The following is a 19,406-nucleotide window of genomic DNA, read 5'->3' as shown; positions in this document are numbered from 1 at the left end:
GGTAACGGTCGGACGGATTCAACCGGTGACCCGTGAAGTATTCGTGAAGGCGGGATGCGGAAGCCGTATGGGACCGGACGTCCGGTTCGACGCACGGTGAGGCAACCGCTTCTTGATCGGTTCTTCACACCCGGCCGCCTACGGTAGCCCGCATGTCGGTACGTCAGCCACAGGGCGGCTCGCTCGGAGGTCACCTGACCAGCCATGATGCGCGTTTGCGGCGGGAGGCCCGGCGCCGGATCAGGGTAACCCTGGCGGTCCGCCGCGCCGAAGCGGCCACCGGCCGCCCTCCCGTCCCCGACGGGGGTCCCCATGATCACGGGGGAGTGCCGGTCGCGGTCAGGTGAGGGCGGCGTGCCCGAGGTACAGCTGCGCCAGCAGTGCCGCCGAGAGCAGCAGCGGACCGCGTAGCACCTGCTGGACGAGGTCGGCGGGAATGACGCCGAACGGGGTGTCGATGTACGCGCCGGTCCAGACCAGGGCGGGCATCGTGGCCCGCCGGTAGACCACCGCCACGGCCGCCACCACCGCGATCGCGGCCACCGGCCAGGAGAGGCCGGCCACCCCGGTTCCGGCACAGATGCCGACGAAGGCAATGGCAGCGACGGTGGGCACCACCAGGTGGACGAGGTGTATCCGGCCGTCGCCGAGTCCGAGCGCATGCCTCAGCGAGGTGGACCGGCACACCTCACGCAGGCCCCGGGCCAGTCGCCCGGTAGCGATGGTGGCGACGATGGTCGCCAAGGTCATCGGCGGTAGCCCGGTCAGGTCCAGGGCGGCGGCCAGGTGCGGTACGAGCAGCAGGACGCACCACCACAGCAGCCCGGACGGTTTACGGGCCTGGCGCAGCAGGTCGGCCCGGAGCATCGTCCCGAGCCCGGTGCCGCCGAGTCGCCGGGACCGTACCCGGCCGATCCGGCGCCAGCGTCGGGTGTCGAGCACGCTCGCCAGACTGCCCGGATCCATCATCGCGATCGCCGCGCCGGCCGCGTTGACCAGGTCGATCTGCCCCAACGCCTCCCGCGTCAGGCGGTCGAGCCGACCGACGGCCGCGACGGTGGTCAGCACGGCCAGCGCGAGGGCGGCCAGGCCGGCGGTCGTGCCGTTCCACGGGGGCGTGGTGAGCCGTGCACCGTGACGTCCGGCGACGACCAGGGCGACGACCGTGAGCGTCGTCAGGACCAGCAGCGTGTTCGCCCACCGCCGCCCGGCCCGTGCTCCCGACCCGCTCGCCTGGGCCAACGTGGCGGACGAGTGGGCCGTGACGGCGAGGCCGAGCGCGAGCAGGGTCGGCCGGGCCGGGTGGACGCCCAGCAGCATCCCGACCCACCAGCCGCAGACGGCTCCGACGGTCGCGCTGACCAGGGTCTGCCCGAGCAGCCGGGGCAGGAGCAGGCCACGCTGCTGCACCGGCGTGGCGAGCAGCCAGAACTGGACCGCCTGGCCGACGACGACGGGGCCGAGGTCGCCGAGCAGACGTACGCCGCCGGCCGCGGCGAGGACGGTCAACGCCACGACCAGCCACTGACCGACGCCGGGTAGGTCCAGCGCCGTCGGCAGGTCGGTGGCCCGCAACGACTCGTACGACGTCGACACCACCACCGCACCCAGAACCAGTACGCCCAACAGTGCGACGTACAGGTCGAGTGCCGTACCGGCGAACGGGCGCCGGTAACGCATTCGGCGCTTTCGCCGGATCAGGGCGCGCAGCTCCCGTGGTGACGGGTACACCGCCGTGGCGATGCTCATCCGCGCAATTCCAGTTGCTCGTCGGCGAGCGCGTCGATGAACTCTCGGTCGTGGGTGGCCATGACCAGGGCACAGCCGTCGGCTTTCTCCTTTCGTAACCGGGAAATGAGACTGGCCCGGCCGGCGGAATCCAGGCGCTGCTCCGGCTCGTCGAGTACGAGCAGACGGCGCGGCCGGACCAGACAGGCCACCAGCATCAGACGTCGCCGCTGACCGCTGGAGAGGGTCACCGGCAGTTGGTCGGCCTGCTCCTCGAAGTCGAATTCCGCGAGTACGGCCGATATCGCGTCACCGGGATCGGCATTGCCGTGGGCGCGGGCGAACAGGTCGAGGTGCTCGCGTACGGACAGGTCGGGGAAGAAGGCGCTTTCGTCGAGCACGTACGCGACCTGCCTGCGGGCCAGCGTCGACGTGTCGACCAGCGGTTGCCCGGCGAGACGGATGGTCCCACCCAGCGGCCGCATCAGGCCGACGAGGATGCGCAGCAGGGTCGTCTTGCCGGCGCCGTTGCGGCCGGTGACGGCCACGGCCGCGCCCGGTGCGACGGCCATGTCCAGCCCCTCGAAGAGCATCCTGTTCCCGAACCCGTGCCGGAGACCGCGCGTCTCCAGGGCGGCGACGGGCACCTGGCTGATCACCCGGGCACCGCCGCGCCCTCGCCCGAGGCGGTCGCGGCGAGCAGGCGCGGACTGACGCTGGTGCCACGCGCCAGATCCCCGATTCTCATCTGGTGTGATCTCCCTCATCCGCGCTTGAAGCTCACATGAGTGTCAGATCCTACGTTGTCGATATGACCTCCTTCGTGGTGCAACGCAATGGTCGGGCGGTAGATGTCGCGGAGCTGGCACCGCTCGCCTTCGCCGGTTACGCCCACTTCACCGCCATGCGGGTCCGGGGTGGCCGGGGTCCGGGGCCTCGACCTCGACCTCCACCTGGACCGGCTGCGGGCGGCGTCGGTGCAGATGTTCGGTCGGGCGGTGCCCGATGATCGGGTCCGGTCCCACCTGCGTACGGCGATCGAGGCGGGGCCGGCGGACCTCTCGCTGACTGCCACGGTGTACTCACCGGTCGGCGAGTTCACACCGGACGAGGGTGGGGCGGAGCCCGAGGTGCTGGTCCCTACCGGACCGGCCGCGTCCGGCCCGCCGGGTCCGCTGGCGACCGTCGAGCACGAACGGTTCCAGCCGTAGCCCAACGACATTGACGCAGGTCGGCGTGCCGGTGGGCCACAGAATTCATGAGTTGTTCCGTTTATGGTGGGTTAACTGATGTTTCGTCGTCTGCGCTGCCGGGGTGGTTCCGCCCATTCCGTATAGGTGGGCCAGACCCCCTTATTCATTTGTGCGCTACGGGACCGGTGGCGCCCCATCGTGGCATACCATCGAATTTTCGATGGGAGGGGTAGGGCGTTGCGCGAATACGCATTGACCGAGAAGCGTGGATCCCGTGGCGGACCGGAGACGATCGGCGAGGAGGTGCAGCGACAGCGGTCGAACTTCATCAACCTTGTCTCGAAGCTCGAACCGGCGGACTGGAACGCGAAGTCCCGTTGCCCGGACTGGTCGGTGCACGACGTGGTCCTACACGTGATCAACCTTACCGAGCTGCACGTCGTCGGACTGAGCGGCAGCCCGGAGGGCGAGCGTTTCATGCGGCACAGCCCGTTCGACCCGACCATCACACCCGGCAAGTGGCTGGCGGACTCGCCCCGACTGGCACCGGAGGCGGCGATCCGACGACTGCGGAGCCTGGCGGAGGAGGAGCGGGAGCAGTTCGCGACGCATCCCGGCGTACCGGCCGACGGCATGGTGCGGGTACCGACCGGCCGTGAGGTGCACTGGTCCACCCGGTCCCTGCACATCAGCTGGGACTCCTGGATCCACGAGCGGGACGTGGCACTGGCGGTCGGGCTGGAGCCCGAGTCCCGACCCGACGACTTCCCCCTGCTCACCATGTACGGGCTCCTGATCGCCGCCGGTGTCGCCGCCGGCGAGGGCAAGCCGGTGTCCGGGACGTTCGAACTCCGCGACGGCGGCGAGTCGCGGTACGAACTCGGCATCGACGGCGACGACGCGTACGTCACCCTGGGCAGCGACGCCGACCCGATCGGGTACGGCGTGACGACCGAGGTGCTGGAGAGCCTCACCGGACGGGAGCCCGGCCTGGCCCGAGCCCTACGGGCGCCGGAGTCCGTCGTCGCCGCGCTCGGCATGCTTCCCACCATGATGGCGCACGGTCATCACGGCGACGCGAACTGAACGTTGCCCGGGTCGACCGCCCACCATGCCGAGCGAGTGCCGGTGGGCGGGCCCGGGTCACGGCCAGCGGGGCCCGGCCTCAAGACGACGATCCAGCAGCTGGCGCAGCGGCATCGACTCGCCGTCGCGTCCACCCTCGCCGACGACGAGCTTCGGCTCCCGTGGCCGCACCGTCACCCCGGTCAGCCGGGCCCGCCAACTCACCGGCACGGACAACAGGTAGAAGTCGCCCGTCGTGCTGACCGCCCTGGTCAGGTTCACGTCGACGTACCAGCCGGTCAGCCCGGTCCGGTAGCGGGCACCGGACGGGGCGACGGCGGTCAACGCCACCACCGGCAGGCCGCGCTGTCCGGCCTCCCGGACGAACCCGGCCACCAGTTCCCGCGCCCGTTCGGTCTCCGCCGCCCGGCGCGCACTCTCCGCCTCGGCGCGTACCCGCACCGCGCGGCGGTGCTCCTCCCGCCAGGCGGCCCGCCCGTCCCGCACCATCAGCAGACCGTACGCCAGGGGTCGCGGACGACACCGCCCGCCGCGACGGAAGATCGTCGCGGCGGGCGGTGCGGCCGTCGTCGTCCGGTCAGCGGCCGGACTTGCCGAGCCCCTTGTCGAGGCCGGCGCGGCGCAGCGCGTCGGCCATCGCCCCACCGGCGGCGGGGGCCGGGGACGAACCCCGTCCCTGCCGGGGCTGACCACCGCCGCCGCCCCCGCGCTGTCCGCCCCGATCGGCGCCGCCCCGGTCCCGGCGGTCGCCGCCCGCCGGGCGGTCGCGACGTTCACCACCGCCACCGGTACGCGGAGCGCCCGGCGTCGCCTCGTCGTCCAGCCGCAGGGTGAGCGAGATCCGCTTGCGCGGTACGTCCACGTCGAGCACCTTCACCCGCACCACGTCACCGGACTTGACCACGTCGCGCGGGTCCTTGACGAAGGTGTTCGACATCGCCGACACGTGCACCAGCCCGTCCTGGTGCACCCCGACGTCGACGAACGCGCCGAACGCGGCGACGTTGGTGACCACACCCTCCAGCAGCATGCCCGGCGTCAGGTCGCCGATCTTCTCGACGCCCTCGGCGAAGGTCGCGGTACGGAACGCCGGGCGCGGGTCCCGCCCCGGCTTCTCCAACTCGCCGATGATGTCGGTGACGGTCGGCAGGCCGAACGTGTCGTCCACGAAGTCCGTCGGCCGCAGCGACCGCAACAGTGCGCTCTTGCCGATCAGCGAACCCAGGTCGGTCCCGGTGCTGGCGAGGATGCGCCGCACCACCGGGTACGACTCCGGGTGCACGGCGGAGGCGTCCAGCGGGTCCTCGCCGCCGGGGATGCGCAGGAAGCCGGCGCACTGCTCGAACGCCTTCGGCCCCAACCGGGGGACCTCCTTCAACGCCCGGCGGGTACGGAACGGACCGTGCGTGTCCCGGTGCATGACGATGTTCTCCGCCAGCCCGGCACCGATCCCGGACACCCGGGTCAGCAGCGGCGCGGAGGCGGTGTTGACGTCCACGCCGACACCGTTCACGCAGTCCTCGACCACCGCGTCGAGCGAACGGGAGAGCTTCGCCTCGGAGAGGTCGTGCTGGTACTGGCCGACCCCGATCGAGCGCGGCTCGATCTTGACCAGCTCGGCCAGCGGATCCTGCAACCGCCGGGCGATCGAGACCGCGCCGCGCAGCGACACGTCCATTCCGGGCAGTTCCTGCGAGGCGTACGCCGACGCGGAGTAGACCGACGCGCCGGCCTCGGAGACCACCACCTTGGTCAGGTTCAGGTCCGGGTGCAGCCGGATCAGGTCACCGGCGAGCTTGTCGGTCTCCCGCGAGGCGGTGCCGTTGCCGATCGCTATCAGGTCGACCGAGTGGGTGCGGGCCAGTCGGGACAACGTGTCGATCGACTGGTCCCACTGTCGGCGCGGCTCGTGCGGGTAGATCGTGTCGGTCGCCAGCACCTTGCCGGTCGCGTCGACCACGGCCACCTTCACCCCCGTACGCAGACCGGGGTCCAGGCCCATCGTCGTCCGGCTGCCGGCCGGGGCGGCGAGCAGCAGGTCGCGCAGGTTCATCGCGAAGACGCGTACGGACTCGTCCTCGGCCGCCTGCCACAGTCGCATCCGCAGGTCCGCGCCGAGGTGGATGAGGATCCGGGTCCGCCACGCCCAGCGCACCGTGTCGGTCAGCCAGCGGTCCGCCGGCCGCCCCCGGTCGTAGACGCCGAACCGGGCACCGATCTCCCGCTCGTACCGGGTCGGGCCGACCGGGCCGGACTCGTCCTCGGGCGCCTCCTCGGGCTCCATGGTGAGGTCGAGCACGCCCTCCTTCTCGCCACGGAACATGGCCAGCACCCGGTGCGAGGCGAGCCGGGTGTACGGCTCGCTGAAGTCGAAGTAGTCGGAGAACTTGGCGCCGGCGTCCCGCTGGCCGTCGCGTACCCGGGCGGCGAGCCGGCCCCGCGACCACATCTGCTCGCGCAGCGACCCGATCAGGTCCGCGTCCTCGGCGAACCGTTCGACCAGGATCGCCCGCGCGCCGTCGAGCGCCGCCGTCGGATCCGCCACGCCCTTTTCCGGGTCGACGAACGCGGTCGCGGCCGTACGCGGGTCGAGGCCCGGATCGGCCAGCAGCTGATCGGCCAGCGGCTCCAGCCCCGCCTCGCGGGCGATCTGCGCCTTCGTCCGCCGCTTCGGCTTGTACGGCAGGTAGATGTCCTCCAGCCGGGCCTTCGAGTCGGCCGCCATGATCTGCGCTTCGAGCGCGTCGTCCAGCTTGCCCTGACTCCGGATGGACTCCAGGATCGCCGCCCGCCGCTCCTCCAACTCCCGCAGGTAGCGCAGCCGCTCCTCGAGCGTGCGCAGTTGCGCGTCGTCGAGCATGCCGGTGACTTCCTTGCGGTAACGGGCGATGAAGGGCACGGTGGCCCCGCCGTCGAGCAGCTCGACGGCGGCCGTTACCTGCCGCTCGCGTACGCCGAGCTCCTCGGCGATCCGCTGATGAACAGACGTCGTCACGATCCTGGTCCGCCTTTTCGGGGTGGGTTACGTACGCATTCTGCCGTCCGCCGCCCGTCCGCGTCGCGCCGCCCGGCCGGGCGGCTGTCGGTCGCGGTATCCGTCGGGGGCTCAGCGGCGGATGGTGAGGGTGGCGGCGGCCACCGTGGCGTCGACCGCGTTCAGCAGGTCGGCCAGGGCCGGCGGCAGCAGCCGGCGGGCGGCCGTGATCCGCTGGGCCACCGCGTGGTCGGGCAGGCCGAGCACCCGGATCATGCCGCCGGCCAGGACCAGTGCGGCCAGCGTGGCGTTGCGGATGTCCAGCGGCTGGTCGGAGCGTTCCAGTACGGCGGCGAGCCGGACCCGGGGCGCGGCGGCCCGGTTCGGGTCCCGGCCGGGCCAGCGGACGGTCACCCGCAGGCTCAGCCCGCGCCTGCTCTCCCGGCGCAGCGCGCCCGCGCTGACCAGCCGGTCACCGACCTGCTCACGGGCCTGCGGCCGGATGAACTCCAGCCAGGTGCGGGCGTCGTGCCCGTTGCCGCGCCGGACGATCTCGCCCAGCGCCCGGTCCGCGACCGGATCCTGCCAGGCCCGGTTGTCGGCGACGAACACGTCACCACGGTTGATCGTGATCCGCCCGGCCAGGGCCAGCTCGGCGAGGATCGCACCGGCCAGGGCCGGATCGAGCAGGTTCGGCGCGGCCAGCGGGCGGCCGTTGTAGTCGTCGTGCCCGATGAGGAACAGCTCATCGGCGAGTCGTTCGGTATCGCCCAGGAAGTTGTTCATGGCTCTCCGGCCCCGCCCGGTACCGTCGTGACGCTTCGATTGCTCCGCGTGTTGATGCAGGACGCTACGGCAAGGAATCACGTCGCTCAACCCGTTCGGCGTCCTTATGTCGGGCAATGGACTTGAGCGGGACGAAACTGTCGGATCCCCGTACGAACTTGTCGGCTGCCGGATTCGGCCATAACCTCTCCTGATTGTCGATCGACAATGTTTTGACCGGTCAGGAGCGACCGCAGATGCCAACTGAGCCGTCCGCCCCCGGTATCCCGCTGCGCCCCGGTCGATTCGGCACCGGACGGCTCGCCCTCTTCGTCGTCGCGACCGCCGCCCCGCTCACCGCCGTCGGCGGGGCCATCCCGATCATGTACGCGGTCAGCGGCAACGTCGGCGCCGCGTTCTGCTTCCTGGTGCTGACGATCGTGCTCGGCGTCTTCGCCGTCGGCTACGCCGCCATGGGTCGGTACGTGCCGAACCCCGGCTCGGTCCACTCGTACGTCGCGAATGGGCTCGGGCGGGCCGGAGCGGTCGGCGCCGCTTTCGCCGCACTGGTCGCCTACAACGCGATCCAGATCAGCCTCTACGGACTGATCGGCGCGATTGTCGGCGGGTTCGCCGGGGACGAAATTTCCATCGAACTCGACTGGTGGATCTGGGCCCTGCTCGCCTGGGCGGTGGTCGGTCTGTTCGGCGTACTCCAGGTGGACCTCGCCGGGCCCGTACTCATCGGGTTGCTCGTCCTGGAACTGCTGGCGCTGACCGTCCTGGTGGTGCTCGCGCTCGACAATCCGGCCGGCGGCCGGGTCGACGCCGCCGGGCTCCACCCGGCGAACCTTCCGGTGGCCGGGCTCGGTGCCGTGCTGGCCCTGGCCACCGTCGCCTTCGTCGGGGTGGAGTCGGGCCCGGCGTACCGGGGACAGGCCAGGGACCCGAGGCGGACCGTGGGCCGGGCCAGCTACCTCGCCATCGCCGGCACCGGCGTCTGCTACGCGTTCGGCGCCTGGGCGCTGACCGTCGCCACCGGGCCGGAGAACACCGCGACGGTGGCCGCCGTCGCCGGTCCCCAACTGGTCGCCGACGTCCTCGCCCGGCACGGCGGGGCCGCGCTCGGGATCGCCGCCCAGGTCCTGCTCGCCACGGCGGTGCTCGCCGCACTGCTCGGCGGGCACAACGCGGTGGCCCGGCAGTTCTACGCGCTGGGTTTCGAACGGGTGCTGCCCGCCCGGCTCGGCCGGGTCGGCGTACGCACCGGCGCCCCGGTCGCCGGCTCGCTGGTGCAGACCGGGCTCGCGCTGGCGCTGCTCCTCGGCTTCGCCGCTGCCGGCCTCGACCCGCTGACCGACCTGTTCACCTGGCTCAGCGGCGTCGGCGCGGTCGGCGTACTGGTGCTGTTGACGCTGACCTCGGTCTCCGTGGTCGGGTTCTTCAACGGCCGTACGGTCACCGTCGAGTCCCGCTGGCAGCGGTTGATCGCGCCGACGCTGGCCACCATGGCGCTGAGCGTGCTCCTGGTGGTCCTGCTGGCCGACTTCGGCACGTTGCTCGCCCCCGGCACCCCGACCTACCTGCGCGCCCTGCTACCGGCCCTGCCGGTGCTCGCCGTACTGCTCGGACTGCTGCGCGGGTTCGCGCTGCGGGCCATGCGACCGGAGGTCTACGCCCGGATCGGGGGCGGCACCCGCGAACCCGTGCCGACGCCGCAGCCGGCCGGTGCCGCACCCGGCGCCGAGGTGCGGGCGTGAGTGATCGGGGCTGGGCACACCCGCCGGGCCCGGCTGGGCTAGCGTCTGATCATGGAGTCTTCGGCGGATCCACGGGCCAGGCGGCTCTTCGGCGGCCACGCCGGTGCCCTCGGTGACCTCGCCGGGAGCCCGTTCCGGGCCGACCGGGACCGGATCGTCAGCTCACCGTTCTTCGCCCGGCTCGGCGGCGTCACCCAGGTGATCTCTCCGGGCGGCTCCGGGCTGCTCGTCCACAACCGGTTGACGCACAGCCTCAAGGTCGCCCAGGTGGGGCGGGCGGTCGCCGAGCGGCTGGCCGCCGACAAACGCCACCGCGACCTGCTCGACGCGCTCGGCGGCTGCGACCCGGACGTGGTCGAGGCGGCGGCGCTCGCGCACGACCTGGGCCACCCACCGTTCGGGCACCTCGGTGAGCAGGTGCTCGACCGGATCGCCCGGCAGCGGCTCGGGCTGCCGGACGGGTTCGAGGGCAACGCCCAGTCGTACCGGATCGTCACCAGCACCGAGATCCGGGGCATGGCGACCATCGGGCTCGACCTGACCGCCGCCGTCCGCGCCGCGATCCTGAAATACCCGTGGACCCGGTCCGGTTACCCGGATCCGCACCCCCGGCAGTTCGACCCGCCGCCGCGCGGGGCGACCGCGCCGCCGGACGACCCGCACAGCGGCTCGGCGAAGTTCGGCGCGTACGGCACCGAGGTGGAGGACGTGCGGCAGGCGCGGGCACCGTTCGCCGGGCGGATCGCCGACTGGCAGCAGACCGTCGAGGCGTCGATCATGGACACCGCCGACGACATCGCGTACGCCATCCACGACGTGGAGGACTTCCACCGGGTCGGCGTGCTGCGCCAGGGCGCCGTCGCGGCCGAACTGCTGGCCTGGCAGCGCGACAGCGACCGGTTCCGGGTGATGACCGACGCGATCCTCGACCACGGGCTGCGCCGCCCCGGCGCCTCGATCGAGCGGCTGCGCCGGCAACTGCACCGCAAGGACGCCTGGATCAGCGACGACACGGCCTTCGCCGCCGCCGTAGAACACGTACGGCTGGAGCTGGTCGACGGGCTGCTGGCCGCACCGTTCGACGGGTCGATCGAGGCGGAGCAGGGCGTCTCCGGCTTCTCCGCCCGGTGGACCCGTCGGCTGGTCGACGCGATCACGGTGGTGGCCGACCCGCCGGTCCGCTCCGGGCACGTGCTGCTCGCCCCGGCCCAGTGGCACGAGGTGCAGGTGCTCAAGTTCGTCCACCACCAGTTCGTGCTCGCCCGGCCCGACCTGGCGCTGCACCAGCGGGGCCAGGCCCGGCTGTTGGACACCCTGGTCCAGGCCCTGCTCGACTGGATCCTCGATCCCCGCGAGGAGGCCCGGCTGCCGCGCCGGCTGCACGACCTGATCGACCTCGCCGAGGCGGAACTGCATCCCCGTACGCCGGACCGGGCGGCCAGGGCGCGCGGCCGGGCGATCATCGACTTCGTGGCCTCGCTGACCGACGGTCAGGCGGTCGCGTTGCTTGACGCCCTCTCCGGCCGCTCCGGGCAGCTCTGGACCGACGCGTTCGTGCTCTGACTCCGGCCCCGCACCGGGTCAGACGATCGCCTGCCACCAGCCGTCGACCGGTGGCGGCGCGTCGACGACCACCCGCTCACCGGGACGCGGTACGGCCAACCGCACGTCACGGGCCTTCGCCTCCCGCCACAGCCGGTCGATCGGCTCGGCCCACGGGTGCACGGCCAGGTTGAACGTCGCCCAGTGCACCGGAATCAGCAGCTCCCCGCGCAGGTCCAGGTGGGCGGTGACCGCCTCCTCCGGGAACATGTGGATCTCCGGCCAGGCGGGCGCGTACGCCCCGACCTGGATCAGGGTGACGTCGAACGGGCCGTGCCGGCGGCCGATCCCGGCGTACCCGGCGAAGTAGCCGGAGTCGCCGGAGTAGAACACCCGACGGGTCCGGCCGGTGATCACCCAGGAGCCCCAGAGGGTGCCGTTGCGGGTGAAGCCGCGCCCGGAGAAGTGCTGCGCCTCGGTCGCGGTGAACCGCAGCCCGGCCACGTCGGCGCCCTCGTCCCAGTCCAGCTCGATGATCCGTGCCTCCGGCACACCCCACCGGGCCAGGTGAGCGCCGACGCCGAGCGGCACCAGGAACGGCGCCGACTGGGTCCGCAGCAGCCCCCGTACGGTGGCCAGGTCCAGGTGGTCGTAGTGGTCGTGCGAGATCAGGATCGCGTTGACCGGGGGCAACTGCTCCAACGACACGGGCGGTGGGTGCAACCGGCGCGGCCCGACCAGGCGGGACGGCGAGCACCGGTCGCTCCACATCGGATCGATCAGCACCCGCCGGCCCTCGATCTCGACCAGCAGCGACGCGTGCCCGTACCAGATCACGTTCAGTTCGTCGGCGGGCGCCGAGGCCGGGTCGGCGCAGCCGGGGTCGACCAGCGGGACCGGGTCGGCGGGCTTGCGCCGGTGCCCGCCGAACAGGAACTCCAGCAGCACGTTGCGGCCGGTTTCGGCCATCACCGTCCGGGTGCTGGCCTGGTTGCGGAAGCCGTCGCCGGCGAACTGGGGGGAGGAGCGCAGCCTGGCCGCCCGCTCCCCGGCCGCCCGCGCGCCCATCGCCACCGTGACGTCCCGGACGGCCCAGGCGGCGGTGGCGACGGCGGCCAGGGCGAGCAGACCCCCGGCCCGGCGGCGCCAACGGCGGCCCGCCCGCGACCGGTCGCCCGTGCCCCGACTCAATCCGCCCACCGCCCCCCGGCTACCCATCCGTCCATCCTTCCCGGTCCGGGGAGCCGGCGGGTAGCCGGCCCCCGGATCGAGCACGGATTCGTCAGCCGCCGTTGCTCGGCCGGTATCCCGGACCGGTCCGGCGGGTGGCCGAGGCCGACGTCGGGTCGGTGACCGCCGCCAGGAACTTCCGGCCCATCACCGACCGGGCCCGGGTGGCCGGGTGGGTCGGGCCGAAGTTGTCCGGGTCGGCCTGACCGTCGGCGAAGATCGCGTACGTCAGTCGGGGCGTGCCGTCGGTCCCGAACATCACCCCGGCCTCGTTACGGCCACCGTTGAACCAGCCGGCCTTGGTCGCCACCCGCTGCCGTTCGTCCGACGACATGTCGTGCCGGATGCCGTCCGGGTACGCGATCGGCGAGCGGAGCGCGGCCAGCAGGAACGCGGTCGAGGCGGCGGAGAGCAGGGTGCCCCCGACCAGGGCCCGCAGCAGGTCGTGGGTCTCCCGGGGCGTGGTGGTGCCGAGGAAGAACCGGTTGGGGTTGGCGACCGGCACGACCTGCGTGTTCGGGAAGCCCTTGGCGACCAGGATCTGGTTGATCTCCAGCGCCGGGCAGACCAGGCCGCTGAGCCGTACGGCGGTGTCGTCCGAGACGGTGAGCAGCGCGGCGAGTGCGTGGCCGACCGTCACCGTGCTCGGGTACGCCCCGTCCAGCCGGAAGATGCCGTCACCGTCGGGGATCACGATCGCGGCGGTCACCTCGACGGTCTGGCTCAGCGAGAGCAGTCCCCGGTCGACCTTGTCCAGCACCGCGACGGCGACCGCCACCTTGTTCACGCTGTACGCCTCGACCGTGTCGTCGATGCCCTGTTCGACCGCCGGCACGACGCTGCCGTCGGCGGCGGTGACGCTGATCCGGGCCCGCCAGGTCCCACCGGCCTCGGTCGACTCCCGCTGGTAGATCTTTCCCACCCGCTGCTGTGGGGACCCGCTGGCGCCCGTCCGGTCGCCCGTGGTCGCGGCGGAGGCACCGGTACCGGTACCGAACACCAGGCCGGCCGTTGCCGCCGTGCCCATGCCCAGTGCTGTCCTGCGGTTCACCGTGCTCGACAAATCACTTCTCCGATCGGAGCCGAGACGAACCCCCCGTGGGCTCGATCCGGTCACACGATAGAGCACCGCAAATCGGTCTGTGTACCCGTGATCGTCCGGACTCGGGCACCCGGATTCCGCTTCCGCTGTTCGGGGTAGTTGTCGTGGCAGGTGAGGCACGTTATGGCACTCATCCGATCGGCTCACGAAGTCGAGTCGATCATCCACAGCACGTCGGATGATCCGGTTGGTAGCGTGGTGCGCCTGCTGGTCGTCAGAAGACGGAAGGTTCGCTGGGGGCGATCTCGATGCGACGCTCGACCCCGGTCGACCGGGCCTCCGCGTCCGGCTCGGTGGCATTCCTCGCCACCGGGGTCCTCGGAGCGCTGCTGTACGCCGTACATCTCTCCGACGCGCTCGGCGCCCTGCTCTTCGCCGCCGTGGGCGTCGGCGCCGCCACGGTCCTGGTCATCGGCCCTCGATGGCACCGGGCCACCCCGCGACACCCCTGGTACCTGCTCAGCGCGGCCAGCACGTTGTTCCTGGTCGGAGCGCTGGTCCGGCCCTGGGCGGCGGACCGCACCGGAATCTCCGCCCTGGCCGGCGACGCGTTCACGGTCCCCGGCTACCTGCTGATGATTCTCGGCGTCGGTGGACTGCTCCGGGCCAGGGGAGGGCTCGAACGGCACGCCGTCATCGACGGGCTCATCGTCTGCCTCGGTGCCGCCTGTGTCTCGCTGCTACTGCTGGCCGTGCCGGCGGCGTCGATCCAGGGCCGTTCGGTGATGGTGTCGGCGCTCGCCGGCACGTACCCGGTCTTCGACGTGGTGCTGCTCCTGCTCCTGGTCAACCTCGCCTTCACCACCGCCGCCCGGCGACCGAGCTACTGGCTGCTGGTCGCCATGATGACGTCGCTGCTCCTCGGCGACCTGGCGTACGCGATCGTCGGGCTCTTCGGCACCCTCTCCGGATCACCCATCCTGGACCTGCCCTTCCTGCTCGGCTTCGCCATGGTCGGTGCCGCCGCGCTGCACCCGTCGGTGGTCTACCTCGGCCGGGCCATGCCGCTGCCGGTGCAGGCCTGGTCCTGGCCGAGACTACTGCTGATCTGCCCGGCGCTGGCGGCGCCGTTCGTGCTGATCGGCGTACTGCACCAGCCGACGCTGGTCGAGCGGCTGGTGCCGGCGCTGGCCGGGGCGACCATGGTGGCGTTGCTGCTGGTCCGGGCGGTGTCGGCGGTGCAGGGTTACGCAGGGGCGCAACGGCGCTACGAGCACCACGCCACCCACGATCCGCTGACCGGCCTGCCCAACCGGCGGGCGCTGTCGCGGGAGGTCGGCCGGCTGCTGCGCCGCTCGGCGGCCGTACCGACCGGGATCTGGGTGTACTTCCTCGACCTCGACGGCTTCAAGATGGTCAACGACTCGTGGGGTCACGACACCGGCGACCAACTCATCGTCGAGGTCGGGCAGCGGTTGCGGGCGCTGGTGCCGTCGTCGGCGGTGGTGGCCCGGGTCGGCGGGGACGAGTTCGTGGTCGTGTTGAGCGGAACCTACGACGAGGCGGTCGAACTCGCCGAGGGAATCCTCGGGTCGTTCGCCGCACCGTTGCAGGTCGGCGGGATCGAGGTGGTGGTGAGCACCTCCGTCGGCCTGGTCGGCACCACCGTGGTCCCGACCGGCGAGCTCACCGGCACCCGCGACGGGCTGACGTACGACGTCGACGAGCCGACCGGCAGCTCCGGCGGGTGGGGCGGCCTGCCGACGGCGGCGGCGGCCGAACAGCACGACGCGGCACCGGTGACCGCCGAGTCGTTGATGCGCGACGCGGACATCGCGATGTACCACGCCAAGGCCGAGGGGCCGGGCAAGTGGGCCCTGTTCGACACCTCCATGCGCGACCGGGTACGCGACCGGGTGGAGATCGAGTTCGCCCTCCGGCACGCCCTCGCCAAGGACCAGTTGCACCTGGTCTACCAGCCGATCGTCGAACTGCGCGGCGGGCGCCTGGTCGGGGCGGAGGCGCTGCTGCGCTGGGACCACCCGGTCCGGGGCGCGGTGTCACCGCTGGACTTCATCTCCATCGCCGAGGACACCGGTCTGATCGCCGCGATCGGCCGGTGGGTGCTCGACGAGGCGCTGCGGCAGCTCGCCCAGTGGCGCGACGACGGTGTGGTGGACGACGAGTTCTGGATCTCGGTCAACGTCTCGCCCCGGCAACTGCGCGACCCCAACCTGCCGGACAGCATCGCCGAGGCGCTGCTGCGACACGACGTACCGACCGGGGTGGTGGTTCTGGAGATCACCGAATCGGTGATGGTGGACCCGTCCGCCGGCACCGACCAGGTCCTCTCCGAGCTGCGCCGGATGGGCGTACGGGTCGTGGTGGACGACTTCGGCACCGGCTACTCCGCGCTGGGCTACCTGCGCCGGCACCCGGTCACCGGGGTCAAGGTCGACCAGGCGTTCGTCGGCGGCCTCGGCGGCAACCCGGAGGACGAGGAGATCGTCCGGGCGGTGGTCGCGATGAGCAGCGCGCTGCGGCTGACGGTGGTCGCGGAGGGGGTCGAGACGCCGACCCAGCGCGCGGTGCTGGAGACGCTCGGGGTGCTGCTCGGCCAGGGCCGGCTCTGGGGCGGCCCGGTACGCCCGCACCTGTTCGCGCAACGCTGGTCCGGCCTGGCGGTCGGCCCGGACGGATCCGCCCTGGCGGTCGGCCCGGATACCGGTCAGGCCGACGCGGGCGGCTCGAACAGCCAGTAGACCTGCTCGTCCAGCGGGGTGGTCCGGACCCCGGCGGTGAGCTGGTCCAGGGTCTGGTGGATCGCCTTCGGCAGGCCGATGTCGTTGTTGCGGCGGCAGATGTCCAGGGCCGCGATACCTCCGCTGGCCAGCACCCGCTGCCACATCCGCCCGATCACCGTCTCGAACACCCCGTCGCCCCGGACCTGCGGGGCGATCGCGAAGAAGCCGATGTACCAGATCCGCCGCTCGGCGTAGAGCACCGGCCAGCGGCGCGCGAAGTAGTCCGGCGAGATCAGGGGTACGGCGTCCAGGTCGTTGGTGAACGTCGCCAGCGCCAGCACCTCGCCCGGCCGGTCCGGGTCGAGCCCGAGGTACTTGGTCACCCGCTGGTCGGCGACGACGGTGTCGAACTCCTCCCGGACCATGACGTGCCGTTGCACGGCGGCGGCCCGCAACTCCTCGAACGCGTCGTTGTAGAGCCGCCAGGTGGCCTCGGTGAGGTGTTCCGGCACCACCTGTTCCGCCGTGATGAGCATGTCGCCGCCCCCGCCGTCACGTCATGATCGCCTGACTCGCGGGGTCAGACTACCGATTCCCGTCCACCCCCGTCGAACCTCGTGTCGGGCGGCGTACCAGGGCAATCAGTCCGTGCCCGGCGCACCACCGCGCGTGCTCGCGGCCTTGAGGAAGTCGCGGTTGAGTCGCCCGATCGTCGACAGTGGAATGACCTTCGGGCAGACCGCGGTGCACTCGCCCATGTTGGTGCAGCCGCCGAATCCCTCGGCGTCCTGCTGCGCGACCATGTCGAGCACCCGCCCGGCCCGCTCCGGCTGCCCCTGCGGCAACATGCTCAGGTGGGTGACCTTCGCGGCGGTGAACAGCATCGACGACCCGTTCGGGCAGGCCGCGACGCAGGCCCCGCAGCCGATGCAGGCGGCCGACTCGAAGGCCGCGTCGGCGTCGACCTTCGGCACCGGTTGCGCGTGCGCGTCCGGGGCGCTGCCGGTCGGCACCGAGATGTAACCACCGGCGGCGATGATCCGGTCGAACGCGCTGCGGTTCACGACCAGGTCCTTCATCACCGGGAAGGCCCGCGCCCGCCACGGCTCGATGTCGATGGTCTGCCCGTCGGAGAAGTGCCGCATGTGCAGCTGGCAGATGGTGGTCGCCCGCTCCGGACCGTGCGGTACGCCGTTGACCACCATGCCGCAGGCGCCGCAGATCCCCTCCCGGCAGTCGTGGTCGAACGCCACCGGGTCGTCGCCGTCGAGGATCAGCCGCTCGTTGAGCACGTCGAGCATCTCCAGGAACGACATGTCCGGGGAGACGTCGGTGACCGGGTAGGTGACCATCCGGCCGGCGTCGGCCGGACCGGACTGCCGCCAGATGCGCAGGGTCAGATTCACTTGTAACTCCGCTGGCTGGGGTGGACGTACTCGAAGTGCAGGTCTTCCTTGTGCAGCACCGGCGGGTGGTCGGCCCCGGCGAACTCCCACGCCGCGACGTAGCTGAAGTGCTCGTCGTCGCGCTGCGCCTCACCCTCCGGGGTCTGGCTCTCGGCCCGGAAGTGCCCGCCGCACGACTCGGTACGGTGCAGCGCGTCGACGCACATCAGCTCGGCCAGCTCGAAGAAGTCGGCGACCCGACCGGCCTTCTCCAACGACTGGTTGATGCCCTCGGCGTCGCCGGACACCTTCACCCGGCGCCAGTACTGCTCCCGCAGGGCACGGATCTGTTCGATCGCCTTGCGCAGCCCGGCGTCACTGCGTTCCATCCCGCAGTGCTCCCACATGATCTGACCCAGCTCGCGGTGGAACGAGTCGACCGTACGGTCGCCGTTGACCGCCAGCAGCCGGGCCAGCCGGTCCTCGACGTCGGCGCGGGCGGCGACGACCTCGGGGTGGTTGTCGTCGATCGGGCCGAACGGACCGGCGGCGAGGTAGTTCGCGATCGTGTTCGGCAGCACGAAGTAGCCGTCGGCCAGCCCCTGCATCAGCGCCGAGGCGCCGAGCCGGTTGGCGCCGTGGTCGGAGAAGTTCGCCTCGCCGATGACGAACAGGCCGGGGATGGTGGCCTGGAGGTCGTAGTCGACCCAGAGTCCGCCCATCGTGTAGTGCACCGCCGGGTAGATCCGCATCGGCACCCGGTACGGGTCCTCACCGGTGATCCGCTCGTACATCTCGAAGAGGTTGCCGTAGCGCTCCTCGACCGTGTGCCGGCCGAGCCGGTTGATCGCGTCGGCGAAGTCGAGGTAGACCCCGAGCCCGGTCGGCCCGACCCCGTGTCCCGAGTCGCAGACGTTCTTCGCGGCGCGGGAGGCGATGTCGCGCGGGACCAGGTTGCCGAAGGCCGGGTACATCCGCTCCAGGAAGTAGTCCCGCTCGTCGTCCGGGATGTCGGCCGGGTTGCGGTCGTCGCCGGCCCGCTTCGGCACCCAGACCCGGCCGTCGTTGCGCAGCGACTCGCTCATTAGGGTCAGCTTCGACTGGTGGTCGCCGGAGACCGGGATGCAGGTCGGGTGGATCTGGGTGTAGCACGGGTTGGCGAAGTACGCGCCCTTGCGGTGCGCCCGCCAGGTGGCCGTGACGTTGCAGCCCTTGGCGTTGGTGGACAGGTAGAACACGTTGCCGTACCCGCCGGAGGCGAGCACCACGGCGTCGGCGTACTCGGTGGTGATCTGGCCGGTGACCAGGTCACGGACCACGATGCCGCGGGCCCGGCCGTCGACCACTATCAGCTCCAGCATCTCGTGCCGGGTGTGCATCTCGACCCGGCCGAGCGCGATCTGTCGCTCCAACGCCTGGTACGCCCCGAGCAGCAACTGCTGACCGGTCTGTCCGCGTGCGTAGAAGGTCCGCTGCACCTGCGCGCCACCGAACGAGCGGGTGTCGAGCAGCCCGCCGTACTCGCGGGCGAACGGCACCCCCTGGGCTACCGCCTGGTCGATGATGTTGACCGAGACCTCGGCGAGCCGGTGCACGTTCGACTCGCGGGCGCGGAAGTCGCCGCCCTTGACCGTGTCGTAGAACAACCGGTGTACGGAGTCGCCGTCGTTGCGGTAGTTCTTCGCCGCGTTGATGCCGCCCTGGGCGGCGATCGAGTGCGCCCGGCGCGGGCTGTCCTGGTAGCAGTACGACTTCACCCGGTAGCCCTGCTCGGCGAGGGTCGCGGCGGCCGAACCGCCGGCCAGCCCGGTGCCGACCACCAGCACGGTCAGCTTGCGGCGGTTGGCCGGGTTGACCAGCTTGGCGTCGAACCGGCGCCGGTCCCAGCGGGTCTCGATCGGCCCGTCCGGTGCCTTGGTGTCGGCGATCGGCTCGCCGTAGCGGAACATCTCCATGG

At 71.7% G+C, this 19,406-nt stretch carries 14 protein-coding genes and 1 pseudogene; 5 read left to right on the top strand and 10 right to left on the bottom strand.

Annotated elements, in window-relative coordinates; translation table 11 throughout:
• Window positions 1–339: 339 nt before the first annotated feature.
• Both ACZ6QQ_RS11600 and ccmA read right to left on the bottom strand, forming a co-directional pair.
• Window positions 340–1,749: a DUF6297 family protein gene (locus ACZ6QQ_RS11600; RefSeq protein ID WP_465875906.1), complete on the bottom strand. Its 1,410-nt coding sequence runs from the start codon at window positions 1,747–1,749 to the stop codon at window positions 340–342.
• On the bottom strand, window positions 1,746–2,387 hold the full coding sequence (gene ccmA / locus ACZ6QQ_RS11595) for a heme ABC exporter ATP-binding protein CcmA (RefSeq protein WP_465875905.1): 642 nt from the start codon (window positions 2,385–2,387) through the stop codon (window positions 1,746–1,748). Before ccmA ends, ACZ6QQ_RS11600 begins: the two co-directional genes overlap by 4 nt.
• 258 nt (window positions 2,388–2,645) lie before the next feature.
• On the opposite strand from ccmA, the gene ACZ6QQ_RS11590 reads away from it, so the two are divergent.
• Both ACZ6QQ_RS11590 and ACZ6QQ_RS11585 read left to right on the top strand, forming a co-directional pair.
• A complete protein-coding gene (locus ACZ6QQ_RS11590; RefSeq protein ID WP_465875904.1) occupies window positions 2,646–2,939 on the top strand; it encodes a hypothetical protein in 294 nt (97 codons plus the stop codon).
• Window positions 2,940–3,173: 234 nt separating this feature from the next.
• Entirely contained in the window at window positions 3,174–4,007 is an 834-nt protein-coding gene (locus tag ACZ6QQ_RS11585) for a maleylpyruvate isomerase family mycothiol-dependent enzyme (RefSeq protein ID WP_465875903.1), read from the top strand.
• Between the two features lie 57 nt (window positions 4,008–4,064).
• Here ACZ6QQ_RS11585 and ACZ6QQ_RS11580 read toward each other — a convergent pair whose 3' ends face one another.
• From ACZ6QQ_RS11580 to ACZ6QQ_RS11570, 3 genes and pseudogenes are all read right to left on the bottom strand, one after another.
• On the bottom strand, window positions 4,065–4,496 hold the full coding sequence (locus ACZ6QQ_RS11580; RefSeq protein WP_465875902.1) for a hypothetical protein: 432 nt from the start codon (window positions 4,494–4,496) through the stop codon (window positions 4,065–4,067).
• A gap of 88 nt (window positions 4,497–4,584) precedes the next feature.
• A pseudogene (locus ACZ6QQ_RS11575) lies at window positions 4,585–7,102 on the bottom strand (Tex family protein).
• Window positions 7,103–7,113: 11 nt separating this feature from the next.
• Window positions 7,114–7,767, bottom strand: a complete 654-nt coding sequence (locus tag ACZ6QQ_RS11570) for a GOLPH3/VPS74 family protein (RefSeq protein WP_465875901.1) — start codon at window positions 7,765–7,767, stop codon at window positions 7,114–7,116.
• Between the two features lie 236 nt (window positions 7,768–8,003).
• On the opposite strand from ACZ6QQ_RS11570, the gene ACZ6QQ_RS11565 reads away from it, so the two are divergent.
• Window positions 8,004–9,506, top strand: a complete 1,503-nt coding sequence (locus ACZ6QQ_RS11565; RefSeq protein WP_465875900.1) for an APC family permease — start codon at window positions 8,004–8,006, stop codon at window positions 9,504–9,506.
• A gap of 51 nt (window positions 9,507–9,557) precedes the next feature.
• Window positions 9,558–11,069 (top strand): deoxyguanosinetriphosphate triphosphohydrolase family protein, encoded by a 1,512-nt coding sequence (locus ACZ6QQ_RS11560; protein WP_465875899.1) that lies wholly within the window; start codon window positions 9,558–9,560, stop codon window positions 11,067–11,069.
• An 18-nt stretch (window positions 11,070–11,087) separates the two neighbouring features.
• Here the strand turns inward: ACZ6QQ_RS11560 and ACZ6QQ_RS11555 are convergent, their stop codons facing one another.
• The gene (locus tag ACZ6QQ_RS11555) at window positions 11,088–12,116 is read right to left on the bottom strand and encodes an MBL fold metallo-hydrolase (protein ID WP_465876276.1); all 1,029 of its coding nucleotides are present in this window, start codon (window positions 12,114–12,116) and stop codon (window positions 11,088–11,090) included.
• Window positions 12,117–12,330: 214 nt separating this feature from the next.
• Window positions 12,331–13,329: a serine hydrolase gene (locus tag ACZ6QQ_RS11550; protein ID WP_465875898.1), complete on the bottom strand. Its 999-nt coding sequence runs from the start codon at window positions 13,327–13,329 to the stop codon at window positions 12,331–12,333.
• A gap of 299 nt (window positions 13,330–13,628) precedes the next feature.
• On the opposite strand from ACZ6QQ_RS11550, the gene ACZ6QQ_RS11545 reads away from it, so the two are divergent.
• Complete coding sequence (locus ACZ6QQ_RS11545; protein WP_465875897.1) at window positions 13,629–16,082, top strand: putative bifunctional diguanylate cyclase/phosphodiesterase; 2,454 nt, start codon at window positions 13,629–13,631, stop codon at window positions 16,080–16,082.
• Here ACZ6QQ_RS11545 and ACZ6QQ_RS11540 read toward each other — a convergent pair.
• From ACZ6QQ_RS11540 to ACZ6QQ_RS11530, 3 genes are all read right to left on the bottom strand, one after another.
• Window positions 16,049–16,600, bottom strand: a complete 552-nt coding sequence (locus ACZ6QQ_RS11540; RefSeq protein ID WP_465875896.1) for a hypothetical protein — start codon at window positions 16,598–16,600, stop codon at window positions 16,049–16,051. The genes ACZ6QQ_RS11545 and ACZ6QQ_RS11540 overlap by 34 nt on opposite strands.
• A 105-nt stretch (window positions 16,601–16,705) precedes the next feature.
• A complete protein-coding gene (locus ACZ6QQ_RS11535) occupies window positions 16,706–17,470 on the bottom strand; it encodes a succinate dehydrogenase/fumarate reductase iron-sulfur subunit (protein WP_465875895.1) in 765 nt (254 codons plus the stop codon).
• Entirely contained in the window at window positions 17,467–19,404 is a 1,938-nt protein-coding gene (locus tag ACZ6QQ_RS11530) for a fumarate reductase/succinate dehydrogenase flavoprotein subunit (protein ID WP_465876274.1), read from the bottom strand. Before ACZ6QQ_RS11530 ends, ACZ6QQ_RS11535 begins: the two co-directional genes overlap by 4 nt.
• Window positions 19,405–19,406: the final 2 nt, after the last annotated feature.

This window comes from Micromonospora sp. NPDC049529 (assembly GCF_055586685.1).
The sequence above is the reverse complement of the archived record's forward strand: the minus strand, read 5'-3'. Positions and strand labels throughout refer to the sequence as shown.